Raw genomic sequence first — 19,599 nt, 5'->3', positions numbered from 1 at the left:
CTAAATTTCCCCCTTTACTGGCACTATTAGAAATTTTCCATATCCTTTATAATCTTCATGAATATCTAAATATTTTTTAATCTTATCTTCTATGCTTTCTAGAGTATTCTCTTTAAACTTATCACTTTTTAGTTTAAATATATATACAGAGCCTTTAGGTATAGCCCTTCTAGTATTTTTAGGCTTCCTTTCTCTAATATCAAATCCTCCTATATACTCTGGCTTTCCTACTACTCCACCTAATATGTCCATATCTTCGTTCCCTTCACATTTCAAAAGCTTTTTTGTTTCGTTATTTTCTATTATTAATGGTGTTAATAGTATCATTTTAATTTCATTACTTTTAATTTTAGTTTCATTATATTCCTCTGCAAATTTTCTTATATCATAAGGTTTTTTATTCTCTTTGCTTTCTTCTTTTCTTCCATCATAAATCACATCATAATAAGCTGTTTTCCCTTCTCCTCCTAATTTTAGGGCTCCTTTTCCATTAAAATTTATATTCTGCAATAAGTTTATCTCCAACAAAAAAGCAAATTTTCTTTTCTTAAATTCCTTAAAGTCTAATCTATACAAATAGCCGTCCTCTGCAACACCTTTATCTTTATCTATTTTTATTCCTACTTTATATGAATTACTTATAAAGTAATCTGATTTTTTTAATTCAAGATTATCCTTTTTATCAGCATAACAACCTAATATTTTTGACAACTTTATATAATAATCATCTGCTCTTTCATAGGAAAAATAATCGCTTTGTGGTGGATGTGCAATTAGTATGTTTTTACCAAGTATATTTCCTTCTTTATCATCAACTTCTAGGAATCTACTGTATTTATATGCTTTTTTTTCTTCATCAATATACAAATCTAAAGGAGCTTTTATATAGACTTCTTTTTCTTCTTCATCATATAGATATATGTTTTTTATTTCTAAAATATTTTTCTGATATTCTGCCAAATCTTTTATTTTCTCATTCCCCAATATCCTATTTTTAATGCACTGGTTTTGAAATAACAAAGATGAAAATAACGAACCATAAAATACAGAAGGGGTAGGAAATATAGCACTCTCTATCCATCCTTCATCACGCTCTTCAAAGGGTCTTCCATTATTTACAAACCAATTATCATTGGGTTTTATCTTTAAAATCATGTTTTTCTTTTCCATCGTTATCCCCCCTTTGAATTTCTCTAGATAACCTTTCTGCTATATAAAGCATATTAAAGAAATTTCGAAAATCTATCATATACGCATTGTCATTAATCTCTACAGTTTGTTTTTTCATATAGCTTTTAATAAAATCAATTATAGTTTCCTTATCTAAATCGTTATCGTTATCTGACCATTTTCTCTTATATATCCTGTCTATTTCACATTCAACCATTTCTTTAATTTTGAGCATTTCATTATATTGAAGCTCTTTATCTTCTGCAAAAGCAAATTCTTGTATTAGAGTATGAATAAAGCTTTTGGACAAATTTTTGCTAAAAGCTTTTACTAAGCATTGCAGATTTTCTAAATTATTTTCTTCTTCATTTTTAAAATACGTCGTTGTTGTACTATTACTACCTGTTATAAATGTAAATGCTGTGGCATTTTTAGTTATATAAAAATCATTCTTCTTATTTTTGTATTTATTTTTTGCTTCTTCTAGAGACGCAAATGATGTCTTTAAAACTTTATTTAAAGGTGTCTTATAATGAGCTATAACTATGCTTCTAGATAATGTAATAGTTTTATTATCTTTTATTAAACATTTATCTTTATTTAATGCATTTAGTTTATCAATTACCTTTTTTTTGAACATTGTATCAATTTTTTGTAAAACATCAAATAAATAAGCTACTGGTACAAAAAACATCACGTCATCTCCACCAGCATATACCATAATCCCTTGTTTGTTTGCGTATTTTTCTGTTTCACTTTCTTCTTTAACTGTACTTTCTCCTTTACCTATCATGTTTTCTATGCTTTTGGCAAAATCTATTAAGCATGTAGACATAGATTTCTGAAATTCACAAAGACTAGTATTTGCTTTTACTAAATACTTACCTGAAAGCCATTTACCTAAATCATCTATATCCATCTTTACTAATGCATAAAATTTGCTTAGTTTTATATCGGTACTTTTGATAAAATCACTATACCGTTTCTCAAAATCAAAAATTAATGTATCAAGTTCTTCTGTATGTTCTTCTTTTATATGTTCTTTTTTCAATCTATTTATTTCCAACGTTAAAGCATCTTTATATATATAACCTTGTTTCTTATATGAAAAATCTTCGCCATTATGTTCTTTTAAGTTAGCAACTAATTCTTCTAAATGCTTGTCTATTTTTTTTATTCTACATCTATTTGGTTCTTCAGCAAATTTTGTGCCTCTTCTCCAAGCTAAAGATGCTATTTCATTTGTAGAATATATATTATCATCATTTATAAACCTTTTTAATGCACATGAAAAACAAAGTGCTTCATTATCTTTTAATTTATTTGCATTGGATATATATATTCTTTTAGAACCTTCTAACATATCTCTTGGAAAATTGCCTTTTTTATCTTTTTTGCAAATAACAGCTTGTCTCACTCCACATATACTGCATTTTCTGTTGCCTTCTTCAAATATATGAAACATTCTATAATTTTTCAATGTTTCTAATTTATATATCAAATTTTTATATGCCTTTTCATAATCATCATTATTAAATTTTTCACTTACAACATAAATATAAAAAGTATCTCTTATATGATTTTTTAATTTTATTAAATCTATTGAAATTTCATCACTAGTTTTATTTATAAATTTTTTTATGAATTCACTTTTTAGTGCATCAAATACTTCGTCTCTCAACCCTCGAATTATATTTAACATATTTTCTTCACTAATGGTTTCACTTCTATTTACACATATAAAATGATTTGGACAATTATTAAAGTTGTCTTTAATAACATTTATACTAGGATATATAAGTTCAACATCACTATTATTATTTTTAAACTCTTTTTCTATATAACGATATGCTTTTTCAATCATAAACTGAATTATTTTACTTGCTGATACGAGATCTTCTACTTTTCTGGCTTGAATTATATATGATTGGACAGGTCCAACAGAAACCATGATAAGCCTTCCTTTATTCACAGTATCACCTCACAAAACTGCTTGTTTATTTTTCTACTTCAAAATATCCATAATCTACACTACTTTTAGCTCCAATACCCTTTATTTCTCCTATTTCTTCTAATAATTTTTTAATATCATATTGTTCTTCTTTATCATCTTTAATATCATCTTTGACAAACACCACTATCTTAAATTTAGTTCCACTTTTTACAGTTAGAAAATTAATTATGTTAGGCTTCATATCGTCAGTAGGAGCATTTTTTTTGTTTGTATCTCTATAATAATCCTTATAATGCTGATTTATAATATCTAATTCTAAGCATATTTCCCCCATGGGATACGCATCTAAAAATATAAGTTCTCCTATGTTATTTTCAGTACCAAATAATCTATCTATTCCTTTTATATTTTTCTCCGTAGCTATATCTCTCAATGCTCCTTTTAAGGTACTAGCTGGTATATATGGAACTCCATAGATATGATCTAGTTTTATTGATGTTTCCGATACAGATGGTTCTCCAAGACCTATTATCATTCTTTTATTTGTTTTAATTATGATTTCATTTGACTTGTATCCCATGCTTGTGTAATATTCTTTTGCCTTGTTAATTCTCTCTATGTTCAGATAATTGTCATAAGTTTTATAATAATCCACTTTATAATCTGAATATTGGTTTATCAAAGGTTTTTTATCTCTACCAAATATAAGATATTTATTAAGATTTAAATTTAAATTTATGCTCGGATTTAAATTTAGTTTATTGAAATTATTACTAAAAATCTTTTTAGTTGCTTTGTTTATATTCAACTTATTGATAATAGTTAGCTCATTAAGCTTAATGAGATTATTTTTTTTAATTTCCATACTTAATAATCCATAGTTTCTGTTTTCATCATTTAAGCCTTGAACTTTTTTAGACTTTATACTTAAGTTTTCTTCCTTTTTAAGTTTAACACCAATATTACTCAAAAACTCTTCTTGATCTTCAACTTGTATTATGGTATTTTTATTTCTTTCTTCAAGCGTTTTAATCTTCACTAATCTATTTACGACTTTCACCACCTTCACCACCTTCTTTACTTTGATAAGCTAAATATATACTTCTAAAACTAACAAATAAGTCATATGCTTGTTTTGATACAAAAATATATTCATCAGTATCTAAGTTATATATCTTTCTTTCATTGTAGCCTAAAGTATCTAAAAGGAATTCTTTCGATTTTCTGTAATATTCTTTATCTTTATTTAAGTATTCTAAAACATTTATAAGCCCATTAGTTCTTATTAGAAAAGGCAGTTTTTTAATCAACGCCTTTGCTTCAGTTTTTTCGTAAATATCTTTATTATTTTTTAAATGTTCATAAATAATTTCCGTAGAAAAACTTTTCACACTTTCACCTTCTTTATAAATCAACATTGATTATTTTAACTAAACCTTTACCTAGTGTCGTGTTACCCCCTAGTTGTATGTAATTTAATTTTTCTATGAATTCTTCAAATAATTCTTCCTCTTTCAAATTTTCTTCTCTAGCATTTTTAGGAATGTTATTCATTTCTGCAAAACCATAAAAAACAGTTTCAGCAGGTACATACTCTTCTGTAAATGGTCCTGCACTCACTATGCCATTCTCGAGTCTTACCCTTGTAGATATTTCCGTAGACATATTTACAAAATAATTAAATGCATCGTCTGATACTACAAATATGTCTTTTGATATTTTATCTTTTATTAATGAAGATTGTATATTTTTACTTAATTTTTTTGATATATATACTAATAAAGAATTATCTTTATTTGCATAGTTATCAACTTCAAATGTAAATTCTTCTATTACTACCTTTTTTTCAGAAGTATTATAAGGATACTTTATATTTGATTTATCTGATAAAATAGTATTCTCTATATCTACTTGTAACTTATCAATAGCTTGTGCGTCATCTTTAAAAATAATCATATCCTCTTTAAATCTATTTAGTACCATTGGGCAAGTTATCCATCCAAACACGCCTCTCAAGGTTTTAACTGGAAATAATAATATTTTGCCTTCATATAGTACTAATGAAGATGAATGCTTACTTCCGTCGTCTTCTGGCCCAAACAATATATTGATTTTATTTTCCCAGTCAGGGCCTTCCCAATCAGGGCTTCTCTTATTAAAATAATTTCTTAGTGCTCCTTTTATTCCCGAAGACTCTAGCTTAGGAAAGCCTGTATGTTTTTCTCTTGCTATAGGCATGTCCACTACACTTAAATCTATCCCAGACCCCATATGTAGTGGAGTATCTATTTTATAAAATAACATTTTCTTATTATTCACATTAACACCTCTCTAAAATATCATTAATAAATTTTATAGTGTAAGAATTTAATTTATCTTCTATATTTTTTACTTTTTCATCATTGGACTGTATTTTTGTGTTATTTAATTCAGTAATTATTAAGTATGATTTTTGCTTATATTCACATATTGAAACATAAACAGGAGAAGCAAATCTATCTTTATCTTCACTACCTCCACATCCTAACCAATCCATTAATTGATTTTTTTCTTCAACATTGCAGTCAATATATTCACCACTTTTTCTTTCATGAGTAAAATCTTTGATAATTTTAAGCTCATTGTAATAAATATCCATTTTTTCATCGCCATATTTATGCTTTTTTTCTATTTCTTTAATATGAATTTTATTTATAAAAGGATATTTATAATTTTCACTTTCATTATCATTTTCACAATTTCTTTCTATCACCCAATACTTATCTAGTTTTTTTGTATGATTTTCTTTATTCACTATACAATAAAAATCTTCATCTTTACTTTTGTTACCTATTTCCTTGTTAAGTGAATCCAATATATCTTTCAGGTATTTACCTATTCCTTTGCCCTTTATCCCATCTTGATTTAAGATATTAAAACATCCATATCCTCTTCTAGTTCTAGCCCCTATTCCACCCAATATAGATACAAGAGTTAGTAACTCTGAATATATTGTTAGATAGTCGTATTTCTCTTTATCCATACTATCATTTGGAATGTCCTTAATATTTCTCTGAATAAATTCTAGATCAATATGTTTTAAACTCTCATATTTAATCCCTTTACCAGGTATAAAAGAATATTTTTCTTCTGATATCGAATTTTCGTCTGATATTATCTTTAGCTTAATTGGTGAAGACTTTGAAATTTCTTTCCCATCTTTATTTATAGTCCCTCCAAATATTTCTGCCTCCTTATTTCTCATTTCTTCTAAACCATCAAAGCATCCTATTGCTCTAAACCAAAATCTTAAAACTCCCTTTATAGAACTAGCTCTAGGCTCTATAGTTTCACCATCTGCTCCCCTGCAAAAACATGGTGTTATAAATTGAAGTGTGTATTTATGTCTCATATTTACCTCCTTTCCCATTCAAATAAATAATTGTACAATAAATTATTACTTAAAAAATAATTTAATTTACAAATTATAAACCTTTTTTTAAACAGAATATCTAAATTTATATTTCGAGTTTTTTAACTATATTCCTTCTAATATTTACTATTTTTTGACTTGATTGCATTTTTTTGATTATATTTTACAATTATATATTTCTAAGTAATAAAAACAAAATAGGTAGGCTTACACCTAAATGTAAGTCTATCCCTTTTGTTTTGCACCATCGTCCAATTAAAACTCATCAATTTGCTTTAAAATAGCCTATCTATACTTTCCTAATTTTCTGTGCAACTTAAATTATTTTTTATATAATTTCTACTCCCTTATTTTAAAATCATTCTTTCTTTACAATATCTATATACTCATTAATCCTAAATAAACTTCTTTTTCCGAAACAAAATTATTATTTACCTCTTTAATTTTTGAAATTATGTATAAAAAAAATCCTAAAAACATATTCTCTAGGATTTTTTATACATAATTCCTCATAGGTAGAATAGTAACGCTACTTTTTTACTTTCATCGTATTTACTTTGAATAGTTTCAATTCCTCATAGGTAGAATAGTAACCTCACCTCCTTTTTTTTTGCGATAAAGAAGAAGGACTAGTTTCAATTCCTCATAGGTAGAATAGTAACTTAATTATCTCACACATTAGAAAGCAAAAAAACAGGGTTTCAATTCCTCATAGGTAGAATAGTAACTATTTAAGAGTTCCAAAATTAGCAAACAAGTATTTATGTTTCAATTCCTCATAGGTAGAATAATAACAAGTCTAAATTTAGTAGAAGAAATGCTATGATATATTAGTTTCAATTCCTCATAGGTAGAATAATAACACATCGTAATCTGCAAAACCATCACGAGGACTTAACACGTTTCAATTCCTCATAGGTAGAATAATAACAGGCTCAGTCGCAATCAGAGTTGACGTACTAGGCAAAGTTTCAATTCCTCATAGGTAGAATAATAACTGTTTCATTCCTCCCATATTTTAAATTTGAATTTCAGTTTCAATTCCTCATAGGTAGAATAATAACACCAATAATACGCTTGTTCATCTTGCCCTCTATCATCGTTTCAATTCCTCATAGGTAGAATAATAACGCTATAAAAAGTTTTATTTGTGAAAGTTATTTTGCTTGTTTCAATTCCTCATAGGTAGAATAATAACGGTATTCAATTATATTGCTAACTTGTTTTGCGTTGCTGTTTCAATTCCTCATAGGTAGAATAATAACATTGAGAATGAAAAGAAGATGGGCAAGATGGAAAAAGTGTTTCAATTCCTCATAGGTAGAATAATAACCATGGGCGTACTTGTGAAATATGCAGGGAAAGGCATGGGTTTCAATTCCTCATAGGTAGAATAATAACCTTCCCAACTTTGAGATATAAAAATAATGTCGCACTTAGTTTCAATTCCTCATAGGTAGAATAATAACTATGATGGCACTATATGGACAAGAACATATAAACAAGTGTTTCAATTCCTCATAGGTAGAATAATAACTATGATGGCACTATATGGACAAGAACATATAAACAAGTGTTTCAATTCCTCATAGGTAGAATAATAACATCAATCATTAGAATTCCCCCTTAATAGCCTTGTAAAGTTTCAATTCCTCATAGGTAGAATAATAACACAGAGAAGTGTATTAGAAGAAAATTCATTTGAATGGGTTTCAATTCCTCATAGGTAGAATAATAACTTGCGTCAATCCAGCAGCAAATTCTATTCCGTCATTTGGTTTCAATTCCTCATAGGTAGAATAATAACATTAATATGGAATGGTGGAAAGCTTTAGGAACAGTAGAGTTTCAATTCCTCATAGGTAGAATAATAACACACGTTTTTCGTTTTGCGAGTATTTGAAAGGATAGTTGTTTCAATTCCTCATAGGTAGAATAATAACATTAATATGGAATGGTGGAAAGCTTTAGGAACAGTAGAGTTTCAATTCCTCATAGGTAGAATAATAACACACGTTTTTCGTTTTGCGAGTATTTGAAAGGATAGTTGTTTCAATTCCTCATAGGTAGAATAATAACGGTAGAAGTTTGCTTACAGCCTATTCAAGAAAAGTTTAGTTTCAATTCCTCATAGGTAGAATAATAACAAAATAAGAGCTTTATTTGAATAAACAAAGCTCTTATGTTTCAATTCCTCATAGGTAGAATAATAACGAGAATATATAGAACACTTAGGTTTTTTCTTAGATTAGTTTCAATTCCTCATAGGTAGAATAATAACAATAATAAGGAGGGTTGAAAATGTATGAAGTTAGATGTTTCAATTCCTCATAGGTAGAATAATAACAATTGTTTTACATGGTTACCGAGTGAAATATATACTTGTTTCAATTCCTCATAGGTAGAATAATAACTATCATATATTACCCCCCCTATTCTTTTATTTATATGTTTCAATTCCTCATAGGTAGAATAATAACAAGAATAGGGAATATATTCCCTATTCTTTTTTATTCTGTTTCAATTCCTCATAGGTAGAATAATAACAAAGATGTTGGAATACTACAGTTTGGCAAAACATTTGTTTCAATTCCTCATAGGTAGAATAATAACCATTACATACATTGATTTTATCAAGTTTTTAATTTTTTGTCAATTTTATTTTTACCATAATTTTCTTTAGATTTTATATCTTAAAAGTAAGCGTATCCATTGTAAAAACTTAATTCTAAGACAATTTAATTCAAAATATAAAATGTCGTCGATCCCCAGGGGTTTTTACGCTATTGGAGGTCGACGACATTTATATTGTACTATGAATTTGTTAATTTTGGATTATTCGGCTCAAACCACCTTACAGGAAGTATATTTTAATTCTATTGTGGTCCAGTCCGATTAAAACTCAAGATAAACCTGAAGTTACAAAGATAAATGTAATAGAATTTCAATTCCACTGTGATCCGATTAAAACCCTCATCAAATTGCTGTAAAAATAGCCATTTGTATTTTTGAAGATTTTAGTTTCTAAAAATTACTTCTAGCACTTATCAAGGTTTGAAGGTGATTTCAGTTTGTCGACCCCCAGAGGTTTTTGCATCACCGAGGGTCGACAAACTGTTTTGATCTCATAAATTATATTTAGTAAAATATTCTACAGATAAATCAAAAATCCTTCACCAAATCAATCTACTTAAATAAAATATTTTATTTAATAGCATTATAAATATTATCTTTAAATTTATCTTTGTCACCGTCAAAAATTATCAGTTTTATATCCATTTCTTCAGCTCTACTAACTACATTTCTTTTTATTGGATAGTGTGTTGCTACTAGTATCTTGATGCAGTTATCTCCACCTACTTTTTCACTATATACTTGCAGCTCATTTAATGCTTCTTCATCATATCGTTTTGAATCTTTACATGATATACATATCAAAGATGAATCTTTTGCTGCTATTACATCTAACTCATTTTTTACATCTAAAATATCTTCATCCCACAAAAAAGATACTCCACTTTTTACATCATCTATATCTTTAATACTCTTAATAACACTATATGTAATTAGTTCTAGCCAATAACCTGATACCAATAGTATGCTCTTTCCTTGTTTTGATTTAAAGTCTATCATTATACGTTTGTGCTCACAACTATATTCTATTAAATGAGCGTCAGCTAAAAGTTTCAAAAATGATACGATATTTAAAACTTCATTTATACTTAGTGATTTGGTGTTTATAAAAATTCTATTATATATCTCTGTATGAAAGTAAACATTTCTTTTGTCTTTCATAATTTTTGTTATCTGTTTCCATTTATCATAATTATCGAAAATGTATTCTACTATTTTATCAATCCTATAATCATTATATAGTTGAGTATTGTCGTTTAATATTTTACCACCTGTGCTATTTATAAAGTCTTCTACTGTCATATCAATAAGATGAAAAGGTAGTTTAGTAATATTATCTTTAGACATTTTCAATATTTTATCGTCTTCTACGTCTATATATATACAATCAATTCCTAATTTGTTTGCTACATTATAAAAGTACAAACTCATTAGTTTTGAGCCACCGCTGATATTTATAACAATATTCTCTTTTGAATATTCATTTAAAATATCCAGTATTTGCCCTTCTATTGGTTCGTTCATTGTTTTTTCTATAACAGTTATTCCTTCAATATTTTCTTCATAAAACTTTTTTAAATCATTTAATATTTCTTTTTCTTCTTCACTTCCGTCATTAACAAGTATTATTTTTTTAGGTTTTATCATCATTGCTGCAATTACATTATAATCATTATACTCGCCTATTATATTTACTAAAACATTATAATCTATCAATTTATAATCACACATATATCATTATTCTCCTAATATTTCTTTTATTTTTGCAACCTTTTCAAACTGCTTTTTCTTTTTTTTAACTTTCCATTTATTCAAATAGATCCATGCGTCTTTAATATATTTTGCTAATTTAATTTTATCTTCTCCTTCAAATTTATCCAGTTCATTGTAATACAAATTCATTACAGCACTATCATATCTTTCAGTACCTTTTTCTTTGTCAGCAAAATAAATTAACTTATCTATTTCACTCATATTTTCAATTTCTTCTTCTTTTCTACGTTCCTGCAAACTAATTAATTGATTTTTTCCATAATCATCATAAAAATTACCATAACCTAAGTTCGTCTTTGCACCTATGCCAAAATCAATTAGTATTCTTCTAAATAGCCATAATTTTTCTTCTGAACTTAGTATCCCATCCTTTAAATTATATCTAAATTTAACTATAATATCAGGTAAAATTTTTATAAACTTAATGGGAGTAGGAGATTTCAACTTATTTTGATAATGAGGAGTTATATAATCTTCAGATAATATATTTTTCCCTTTATTCTCTTCAATATTTATTACTGCGTCAAAAAATATATCTCTATCATATGTTGGTTTTAGTTTCTTACCTTCTTCACAATAATATACTCCTTCAAATATTTCTTCACATAATTTATCTACATCTACATCATCTGACTTTTTCTCAATATTTTTTTCATCATCAATTACGTTTTTTATATATTCTTTGTAATCAAATGCACTTCTCAGCAGTCCTTTAACTGACGAACTATTAATAGCAGGTAGTCCATTAGTATAATCAAAATAAAATCCTGTTTTTATCTCATCATCGTTACCAACTCCATGCATTATACCACTACCAATTAGTATTCCAGGATAATTTACCTTAAGATAAAAATAATCTTTAGCTATTTTATCTTCATCTTCTAAAAAGTCTATTGCTTCATCATCTAATTTATATTTTAATATCATTTCATTTTTCTTATTTGCATCAAAATCAATAGTGGTTTTATTACCTTTCTTAATTATATCTATCTCATTGTTTTTTCTAAAATAATCTTTATAAAAAAGATACCCCAAATTACTGCTCATATTTATGACCCCCTCAATTAGTACTTTCATCAATTTTAAAAGATTTAAGTACTAGCTTTAATGCTATAACTGCATTAATTATTTCTTCCTTTAGTCTATCTTTGTCTTCATTTTTATATATGTACTCAAGAAGGGTCATATTATCAGCTTCTCTATCTGCTATCATCTTAAACACTGCCTTTACAATAAATGGACGGTTTTCTTTTGCACCACTATCTCCATTTTCAAAGAAAGCAACAGCAGGCATTAACCCACTTTGTATTATACTAGCACCAAATTGAGATATATATCCTTTAAATTCTCTTGGAATTGGTTTATCTTTAAATTCTTCATTTAATATATACATAGCTTTACTCATATAGCTTTCTACTTTTTTCTTATTCATTTATATCACCTACTAAATCATTTAAGTTATCTATCTTTGTAAATCCATATCCAATAGTACAATTAGCTCCTATCTGTACCATATCCATACTTAGTAGTTTTTCAAACTTGTCAACGTATTTTTCTCCTGTTATAACACCAAAATAAAATCTTGATTCTCTAGGTACTATCTCTTCATACCAAAGATTTTTACTTTCACCATTTTCAAGGTGATTTCTAGCTATTACAGGTAATTCTTTGCTTACAGCTTCGAAGATATCATCAGAAAGCAGTGCAATATTTTCTCCTAATAATCTTTCAAGAATTTCTAATTTGTCAAAGCTTTTATATATGCAATCATAAGTTTCAATGTGAATATTATCTATTTCTTCGAATATAACACATTTATCATCTTCAGCTAACTTTTTAAATTCTTTTAATACACTCCCTAACTCTGTCTGTATATCAAAATAATCTAAGTATTTACAAAACTCATCAATAATTTTTGGACATATAGCTCTAAAAAAGTATTTTTTGTTACTTCTAACAGGTATAGTTAAGATATTTCCACTAAAAAACTTATATTGTCCCATATTATTTTCATCACCAAATATATGTATAAGTTCTTCGCTTTTATCGCCTAATTTATTCTTAAAATATTCTCTTAAAGACCCTTTTAAACTTGATGAGTAAATAGCAGGAAATTCTGTAATAACATCTCTTTGAACTTCATTATCAATTATATTGTAATTAATATCTCCACTACCAACATGCATATTAGTAATCAATCGTAAAATATATATTTTTTTATTATTCATTTATATCCCTCCATTAATATAAATAAATGTTATACCCTATTTTAGTCATATTCTTATTTTCACTTAATTTATTTTTAAGCTCTAATTCCTTTTCAGGCTTTGGATAAAGCACACTTCCTCTTTCTAAAAATGTAAATTTAGTATCTATTCTATTAAAAGTATAATTATTTTTCTTACTACCAGAAATATGTTTAGTTACTCTATTTCTAAAATCTACAGTATTCAATACAGAATATCTGCAGTACTTGTTAACATCTTCTAAATATGTATCCCCTAATAATATTATTTTATCTTCCTTTTGGTCAAGTGTTATATTTTCAACAAGATTGAAATCTATTTGTTCTACTTTCATTTTAAAAGCTGATTTAAATGCACCTAAGTAAACTATACTATCCTGTAAGTCAAATGACGGGTCTTTTAAGTTTAAACTAAAGCAAAAACTTAGTTTTAATTCATCATTAAAAACAAATCTAATTTTTTTAAATAGAGAATCATCTTTTGCTTTACTATCGCTTCCCTTTTTATTCCCAACTCTCTTTTCTTCTATAAATACTTCATCATATTCTTTTACACTCTCTCCGTCGAAGCTAATAAATTGGTCAGATAATCCTTTTTTTGATTTGTAATCTTTTGGCAAAGTTACTTGTCCCATATTTGACTTGATAGTATGTTCATGAAAAGTAAATGGGATATATTTAAGCTTACTTTCTATGTTGTCTAAATTTTGGTCTTTTGGCATCTTCATAAAAAATTTATTTTCTTTGGATGAGTATAAGAATACAGGAGATATGCTTTCTATGATACCAAAATCTTGTTCTTTAGTACTTGTTATATCAAAGCTTTGTGGCCCTATCACTTTTTTCATTTCATCTAATTCATTTTTTGTATATTCCCAATTTGCTTTTAGATATCCTTTTTGTTTTAGTATCTCTTTTCTTATCATCCCTAATATAGCTGTTTGTTGAGGAAAGTCTCTAGATTTTACAATATAGTATAATCTTTCTCCTTTAGAATTTTTATTTTCAAAGGTGCGCTCACCCCCAAAGAAAAAACTCTCTATAGGCTCTAGCTTTATTAAATATCTCATTATTCGTCACCACCATTTTCATTAAAAAATCTTATAGTCAGTAGAATGGCATTTATTTTCTTTACCTTTTCAGCAAAACTAATATTTTCTTTTAAAATAACTTTTATTACTTGCTTTGTTGATTTTATAAATTCTTTTATTTCAGGTGTTTCGTGAACATCTTTAATAAACTTATTATTAAAATAATTATCTAATCTCTCATCAATATTTTTAGAATTATGTAAAGTTTTAAATAGAAGCTCATCATTATTTAAAATATGGTACATAGAAGCAATAGTCTTCTCACCATCACAGTAAGCAGCTAAAAGTTTTAAAAATTCCTCATATTCCTTACTGCTTTTTCCAAAGGTACAGCCAAACCCTTGTCCACTATGTTTTATTACTTCAAAAGCTATAGCATTCTTTTCTATTTCCTTACTATCCTCAAACTTATATTTTTTTGCTACGCCAAATAATAAGTTTCTTGTTTTTTCAAGAGACTCATATAGAGGATATTTATAATAAACTATTGATAATCCAAATGACATGGTAGGTTTTACTGGGTATTTTGAAAATATACCATCAAAGCAATTAGATATACAATTTATCAAATCAAATATATTACGTTTATCGCTAACAACTGGTGCAAAAAACAGCAAATCGTCTCCACCAGCATATATTGTCATACCATTATGTTCTTTTATAATTTCATGAGCTGATTTTGCAAATTCTAATAAATCTTTTGAAAAATCCCTTCTTTTTTTATCTGTATCAAGCGATTTAATTAACTTACCTATATTATCCCCATCAGCTTGAACAATAGCTATGTATTTATAATGTTTTTTAAAATACTCTTCTTTTCCATTTTCTTTTAATTGATTAAATATTTCATTGTATACAAATGATGAGTTTATATCTTCTCTATCTTCTTTCTTAACTATAAATTTATCCTTATTGCCAATTAACTTTAATAAATCCTCTGAAGCTATTTCTTCAATTGATCTAATATACCTTGAATTTGTATTTTCAAAAGCGTCTTTAAATAGAATACTTTTCTTAATATTGTCATTTGTTAATGCATCCATTAAATAATTACGTGTTTCCCTAGCAACATAATTTTCCATTAATTCTATTGAATCTAAATAATTATTCATTTCAATTATCGGATTGTCTATTATTTCAGCTGCAAGATAATATATTTTAAAATATTTTTCTAAATATTCTTTTATTGTACTTTTTTCAACTTTTAACAGTGATGAAAAATCATTTGCTAATTCATCTAAAATTTCATCAATTATATCTTTTAATTTCCTCATATCATTGTCTGCAGCTTCAGTTTTAAATATCATTCTGTCTGAAAACAGCCCTATTTCATTTTTACCTATAAATAGTTCTTTATCATCAACATAAGGAATAACAAATTCTCTACAGTCCTTCAATTTCTCTATTATTTTTTTCATTATATATGAAAATATATAACTACTACCCCATAATTGACCAGTGTCTTTTGCAGAACTCATAGTCTTAGCTATAGGGCCTATAGTCAGTCCTATGTATTTAGACATATTTATCATCCTTTCATGTTACTTTTTATATCTTCAAATATCTGTCTTACTTTCCCTGGATATGTTTTTTTATTTAGTACATATTTAAAAAATTCATCAAAATCAAACTCTTCTGGGGTTTTTAATCTTAAAGTTTTTTTATCATTTTTATTATTTTTATTTATTATATTTATCTCAAATTCTTCACCTAAATACTCTTCAGGTATTTTCCTAGCTTCAAAGTGTACTATAAATTTATCACCTTCATCTAATATTTTAAAGAAAATCGGCGATTGAAATCTTTCTATATTATTATTTGAATGTTTTTTTGTAATTGTTGTATTTTGCATTCTCCAATTTTCAGATACAGATAGTCCAAATAAATCTTTCATAAGTCTAGGTTCTAAATCACTATTTGTATTTTTATTTCTAGATAGCTTGTCCTTTATCTCATCTTTATCCCAGCGTATTCCTTTACTACTGCTATATTCTTTTATAAATGGGTCAATTTTGTTGCCATTTAATCCCCTTCTAAGAGAATTATAAAAAGTATCTATCTCCATAAATACTTTTTTGAAGTTTTCAAATTTGTCACTATTTCTGTTCTTTTTAACCGAAAATTGATATGTTAGTTTTTTTACTTTATCTACATCTTTAAACTTACATTGACGACCATCTAAATAATAAACATTGTTATTGCTTATAAAAAAAGAACCAAATCCTTTAGATTGTCTTGTCCCAAAATTAGTTTTCATAAAAAACTCTGGTAATACAGAAATTATCTTTTCTAGGATTTCTTCATGTTTTGATGTAAATATTAAATCCAGGTTGTCGCAATATGTAAACTTCTTATTATTATCAGTTTTGCCCATATTTCCAAAATAAAGCGGAAAATCTTTTCTATTTATATCTTTAGGGTCTATTGGTTTTTTAATATTTTGCACCCTAACCCTGTAATCAAAAGCTGTAAAATTGCTATCTTTATATTTGTCTTCTGCAGTTTTCCCATTATACCCTACTAGATATTTATAGTAATCACTGTTTCCACTTGATTGAAAACACTTTTTATAAATAAATTTATCAAGCTTTGGTTTAAGTTCTGTCATTCTTATAGTTGCATTTCCTTGTTCATGTTGAAAATGGATCATAGGTGTATGCTGCTTAATATTTACCTTAAGCCTATGTAACTTAAAATCTTTGTCGCTCATTTAAATCACCTCTGCAAAATAATATTTTATAATCCTAATATGTCAATTAATACTCTAGCTGAAACTCTGGCGTCTTCTAAAGGATTATGCTTTATTGTTTTATCATTTCCTATTATTTTACTTCTTTCTTTTAATGGGTCAATGCCTTTTGTAAACAAAACTGATGCCACATCAATGATAGGATATGGCCCTAACCATTTTCTATTATCATAATCATCTTCTACACATTGTCTTAGCAAATTATATTCAACTGGGTAAGGACAATCTGCAACTATTAAACAGTCTTCTTTGTACTTGATATAAAATTCCCAAAACTCTTGCCTTAATTCATATCTTGTGGTATATTCTTTCATATTTTTAATAAAAGGTAATACATTTTGTATTACCCACTTATCTTTTATATTTGAAATTTGGGAAAATCCATTAAAATTATCTATTTCCTTATAGCCATCAATGACTACTGCTCCTACAGCAAAAATATCACCATAAAGCCCGTCACTTTCTGCGTCAAAGCATAATATTTTCATTATATCAGCCCTTCATTGTTTATTTATGTAAATATTTAAAGGAAATAATAAAAAAAACAATTAATACAATAATAATTACTTTATCTTTTTTAGTTATATTACTTGAAATACTTTGTTTTATTTTCCCAATACTCTTCTTGATAGATAAATAGTCCTTAAAGATTAAGTAAAATATACAAACTGGGAATATAATATATATATAGAACCAGCTAGCACCTACACTACTTTTATACCAATTAATCATTTCAATAGGTTTGTTAAAAATATTAATTCCAAAAAAACCCGTAAAGAAAGATGGTATAGCAAGCAATGCTCCTAATATAGCTAATAAATTAATTTTTTCATTAGTATTTTTCTCTGATTTTAAAGTTGCATAATTGTATAATTTTTCTATTTCATCGTTTAAATCTTTTATATCTCTTTCAATGTTCATAGATTTTATTAAAATATTATACAATTCTATTCCTTGCTCTTGTGCAGTAACTTCTTTAAAATACAATCTATTTACAAATTCTATATATCTTTTGTAAAGGTCATCTATTTTTGATACTAGTTTTTCTTCACATATGTTATCTTTATCTATTTTAAGTGCTGATATACTTGCAGCTTCATCTGAAAAACTAATAATTGAGGCTCTTACAGCTAATGCTAGACTCACCATCTCATAATACATAGTCCTAAAATGGTTTCTTAAAATTTGCTCTGGAAAGATGCCATTACCAGCAACTCCTACAAAAGAATATCTCGTTATGCCATATATTGTTCCATAGTTTAGCCATCTTTTATATGTATGTTTATCAATTAACTTTTTCATCATATCATCATTTTGTATAGTCAACTCACTATTATCAACAAATATATATTTTGCCCAGTCTTTATTGTCTTGTAAATTACTTGTTATTGTTGAAGATACAATCTGATTATTAACAAAACTTATAACGAACATTCGGTCATCTATAATAGGTGTGATTAAAATTTTCCCTTCATTTTTAGTATCTGTTGTGTAAGTAAAGTTATCTTTACCTAAAAGATCCATAATAGTTTTTGATATATATACATACTCATTTGGTTTCCTACATTTTTGACATTTTTCATCTTTAGGTATATGAAATAATGATTTAAAATCTTCCTCTATTGTTCGTTCAATATTATTTTCATCATAGAGTATAATAGATAATTTATCTGCTAAGAAATTATTTTTTGCTGCATCTATAGGATAAAATTGAGGGTATATTCTTCTACCAAAATCATTTATATTAAGTACATCTTCAACTGCAGATTCATAACCATCAAATTCTCGATGATTTTCTGCTTCAAATGACAATATTCCTACTCCAGTATTAAATAATTTTAGTTTAATTGAATTAAGCTTTAATTGGTATTTTTGTCCTTTTTTTAATTCTATACAATAATATCCTTTTTTAAATTTATATTCATAATTCTTTACTACACATTCATCAAGGTCTTCTTCATTTTTTACATCGCTTAGCACAGCTCTTCTAACAAAAGGATAAAAATACATATAACACCCATAGTCAAAATTATCTTTAACAGTGTAGTCAATGCTCTCCCAATTATTAGCATTAAGCTTGTTACTAATATCTTCTATATTGATTCTGCTCTTATAAGTCTTGTCATGTTTTTGTGATTTTGTTTTATTCGTATTATCACCTTTCAACGTTAATTTTTCATATTTAAATGGAAACATGAATATATGCGTAGATAATGGTATATTTTCTTTACACATAAGTAACTCCTTTACTGATTTTTTGATATAATTCTATGTTATTTTATAATTTATACTTTAATTTTACTATATTCTACATAATAGATGAAAATCCTTTCATAATTTTAGCGCATATGGTAGTTTTGCTTAATAAAAAAGCAACTCATATATAACTTAATATTAAGTATATATGAGTTGCTTTTTACTTTGGTTCTATAATAAATGTTGGGGTAGAGAAAGATGTGCCCTAACATTTATTTTCCCAAAATATAATGCACTTGCGAAATAAACCTGCTAAAATGTTAATTGGAAAAAACAACATACAAAGGAGGTTTATTCACAAGTGCAATCTAATTT

General features: G+C 26.8%; 15 protein-coding genes and 1 CRISPR repeat array. All 15 genes read right to left on the bottom strand.

Translation table 11 applies throughout. From position 1 onward, the window contains the following. The 15 genes from cmr3 to ACZ41D_RS06920 all read right to left on the bottom strand — a co-directional run bounded on the left by cmr3 (position 1) and on the right by ACZ41D_RS06920 (position 19,263). Positions 1 to 1,170 carry a type III-B CRISPR module-associated protein Cmr3 gene (cmr3, locus tag ACZ41D_RS06990; protein ID WP_464150717.1) on the bottom strand — a complete coding sequence of 390 codons (1,170 nt, stop codon included), beginning with the start codon at positions 1,168 to 1,170 and terminating at the stop codon, positions 1 to 3. Next, the gene (gene cas10 / locus ACZ41D_RS06985; RefSeq protein ID WP_464150716.1) at positions 1,130 to 3,142 is read right to left on the bottom strand and encodes a type III-B CRISPR-associated protein Cas10/Cmr2; all 2,013 of its coding nucleotides are present in this window, start codon (positions 3,140 to 3,142) and stop codon (positions 1,130 to 1,132) included. The genes cmr3 and cas10 (ACZ41D_RS06985) overlap by 41 nt, the downstream gene beginning before the upstream one ends. Before the next feature lie 25 nt (positions 3,143 to 3,167). Beyond that, positions 3,168 to 4,184 carry a type III-B CRISPR module RAMP protein Cmr6 gene (cmr6, locus tag ACZ41D_RS06980; protein ID WP_464150715.1) on the bottom strand — a complete coding sequence of 339 codons (1,017 nt, stop codon included), beginning with the start codon at positions 4,182 to 4,184 and terminating at the stop codon, positions 3,168 to 3,170. After that, a complete protein-coding gene (locus ACZ41D_RS06975; RefSeq protein ID WP_464150714.1) occupies positions 4,168 to 4,515 on the bottom strand; it encodes a type III-B CRISPR module-associated protein Cmr5 in 348 nt (115 codons plus the stop codon). Before ACZ41D_RS06975 ends, cmr6 (ACZ41D_RS06980) begins: the two co-directional genes overlap by 17 nt. Positions 4,516 to 4,528: 13 nt before the next feature. Next, the gene (cmr4, locus tag ACZ41D_RS06970) at positions 4,529 to 5,443 is read right to left on the bottom strand and encodes a type III-B CRISPR module RAMP protein Cmr4 (protein WP_464150713.1); all 915 of its coding nucleotides are present in this window, start codon (positions 5,441 to 5,443) and stop codon (positions 4,529 to 4,531) included. Between the two features lies 1 nt (position 5,444). After that, complete coding sequence (cmr1, locus tag ACZ41D_RS06965) at positions 5,445 to 6,515, bottom strand: type III-B CRISPR module RAMP protein Cmr1 (protein WP_464150712.1); 1,071 nt, start codon at positions 6,513 to 6,515, stop codon at positions 5,445 to 5,447. A 519-nt stretch (positions 6,516 to 7,034) separates the two neighbouring features. Beyond that, positions 7,035 to 9,149: direct repeats of the CRISPR family, unit length 30 nt; unit sequence GTTTCAATTCCTCATAGGTAGAATAATAAC. Between the two features lie 591 nt (positions 9,150 to 9,740). Continuing rightward, entirely contained in the window at positions 9,741 to 10,901 is a 1,161-nt protein-coding gene (locus ACZ41D_RS06960; protein WP_464150711.1) for a Card1-like endonuclease domain-containing protein, read from the bottom strand. Between the two features lie 6 nt (positions 10,902 to 10,907). Further along, positions 10,908 to 11,990, bottom strand: coding sequence for a type III-B CRISPR module RAMP protein Cmr6 (cmr6, locus tag ACZ41D_RS06955; RefSeq protein WP_464150710.1), 1,083 nt, complete (start codon positions 11,988 to 11,990; stop codon positions 10,908 to 10,910). A 13-nt stretch (positions 11,991 to 12,003) separates the two neighbouring features. Next, a complete protein-coding gene (locus ACZ41D_RS06950) occupies positions 12,004 to 12,375 on the bottom strand; it encodes a type III-B CRISPR module-associated protein Cmr5 (RefSeq protein WP_464150709.1) in 372 nt (123 codons plus the stop codon). After that, on the bottom strand, positions 12,368 to 13,171 hold the full coding sequence (cmr4, locus tag ACZ41D_RS06945) for a type III-B CRISPR module RAMP protein Cmr4 (protein ID WP_464150708.1): 804 nt from the start codon (positions 13,169 to 13,171) through the stop codon (positions 12,368 to 12,370). The genes ACZ41D_RS06950 and cmr4 (ACZ41D_RS06945) overlap by 8 nt, the downstream gene beginning before the upstream one ends. 13 nt (positions 13,172 to 13,184) lie before the next feature. Beyond that, positions 13,185 to 14,258: a type III-B CRISPR module-associated Cmr3 family protein gene (locus tag ACZ41D_RS06940; RefSeq protein WP_464150707.1), complete on the bottom strand. Its 1,074-nt coding sequence runs from the start codon at positions 14,256 to 14,258 to the stop codon at positions 13,185 to 13,187. Then, positions 14,258 to 15,802: a type III-B CRISPR-associated protein Cas10/Cmr2 gene (cas10, locus tag ACZ41D_RS06935; RefSeq protein WP_464150706.1), complete on the bottom strand. Its 1,545-nt coding sequence runs from the start codon at positions 15,800 to 15,802 to the stop codon at positions 14,258 to 14,260. Before cas10 (ACZ41D_RS06935) ends, ACZ41D_RS06940 begins: the two co-directional genes overlap by 1 nt. A 5-nt stretch (positions 15,803 to 15,807) precedes the next feature. Continuing rightward, entirely contained in the window at positions 15,808 to 16,989 is a 1,182-nt protein-coding gene (locus tag ACZ41D_RS06930; RefSeq protein ID WP_464150705.1) for a hypothetical protein, read from the bottom strand. 26 nt (positions 16,990 to 17,015) lie between these two features. Further along, positions 17,016 to 17,516: a hypothetical protein gene (locus ACZ41D_RS06925; RefSeq protein WP_464150704.1), complete on the bottom strand. Its 501-nt coding sequence runs from the start codon at positions 17,514 to 17,516 to the stop codon at positions 17,016 to 17,018. A gap of 19 nt (positions 17,517 to 17,535) precedes the next feature. Continuing rightward, positions 17,536 to 19,263, bottom strand: a complete 1,728-nt coding sequence (locus ACZ41D_RS06920) for a CorA family divalent cation transporter (RefSeq protein WP_464150703.1) — start codon at positions 19,261 to 19,263, stop codon at positions 17,536 to 17,538. Positions 19,264 to 19,599 lie beyond the last annotated feature (336 nt).

Source organism: Brassicibacter thermophilus, from assembly GCF_055378355.1.
Note: the sequence above shows the minus strand (reverse complement) of the source record. Positions and strands in the feature narration are given on the sequence as shown.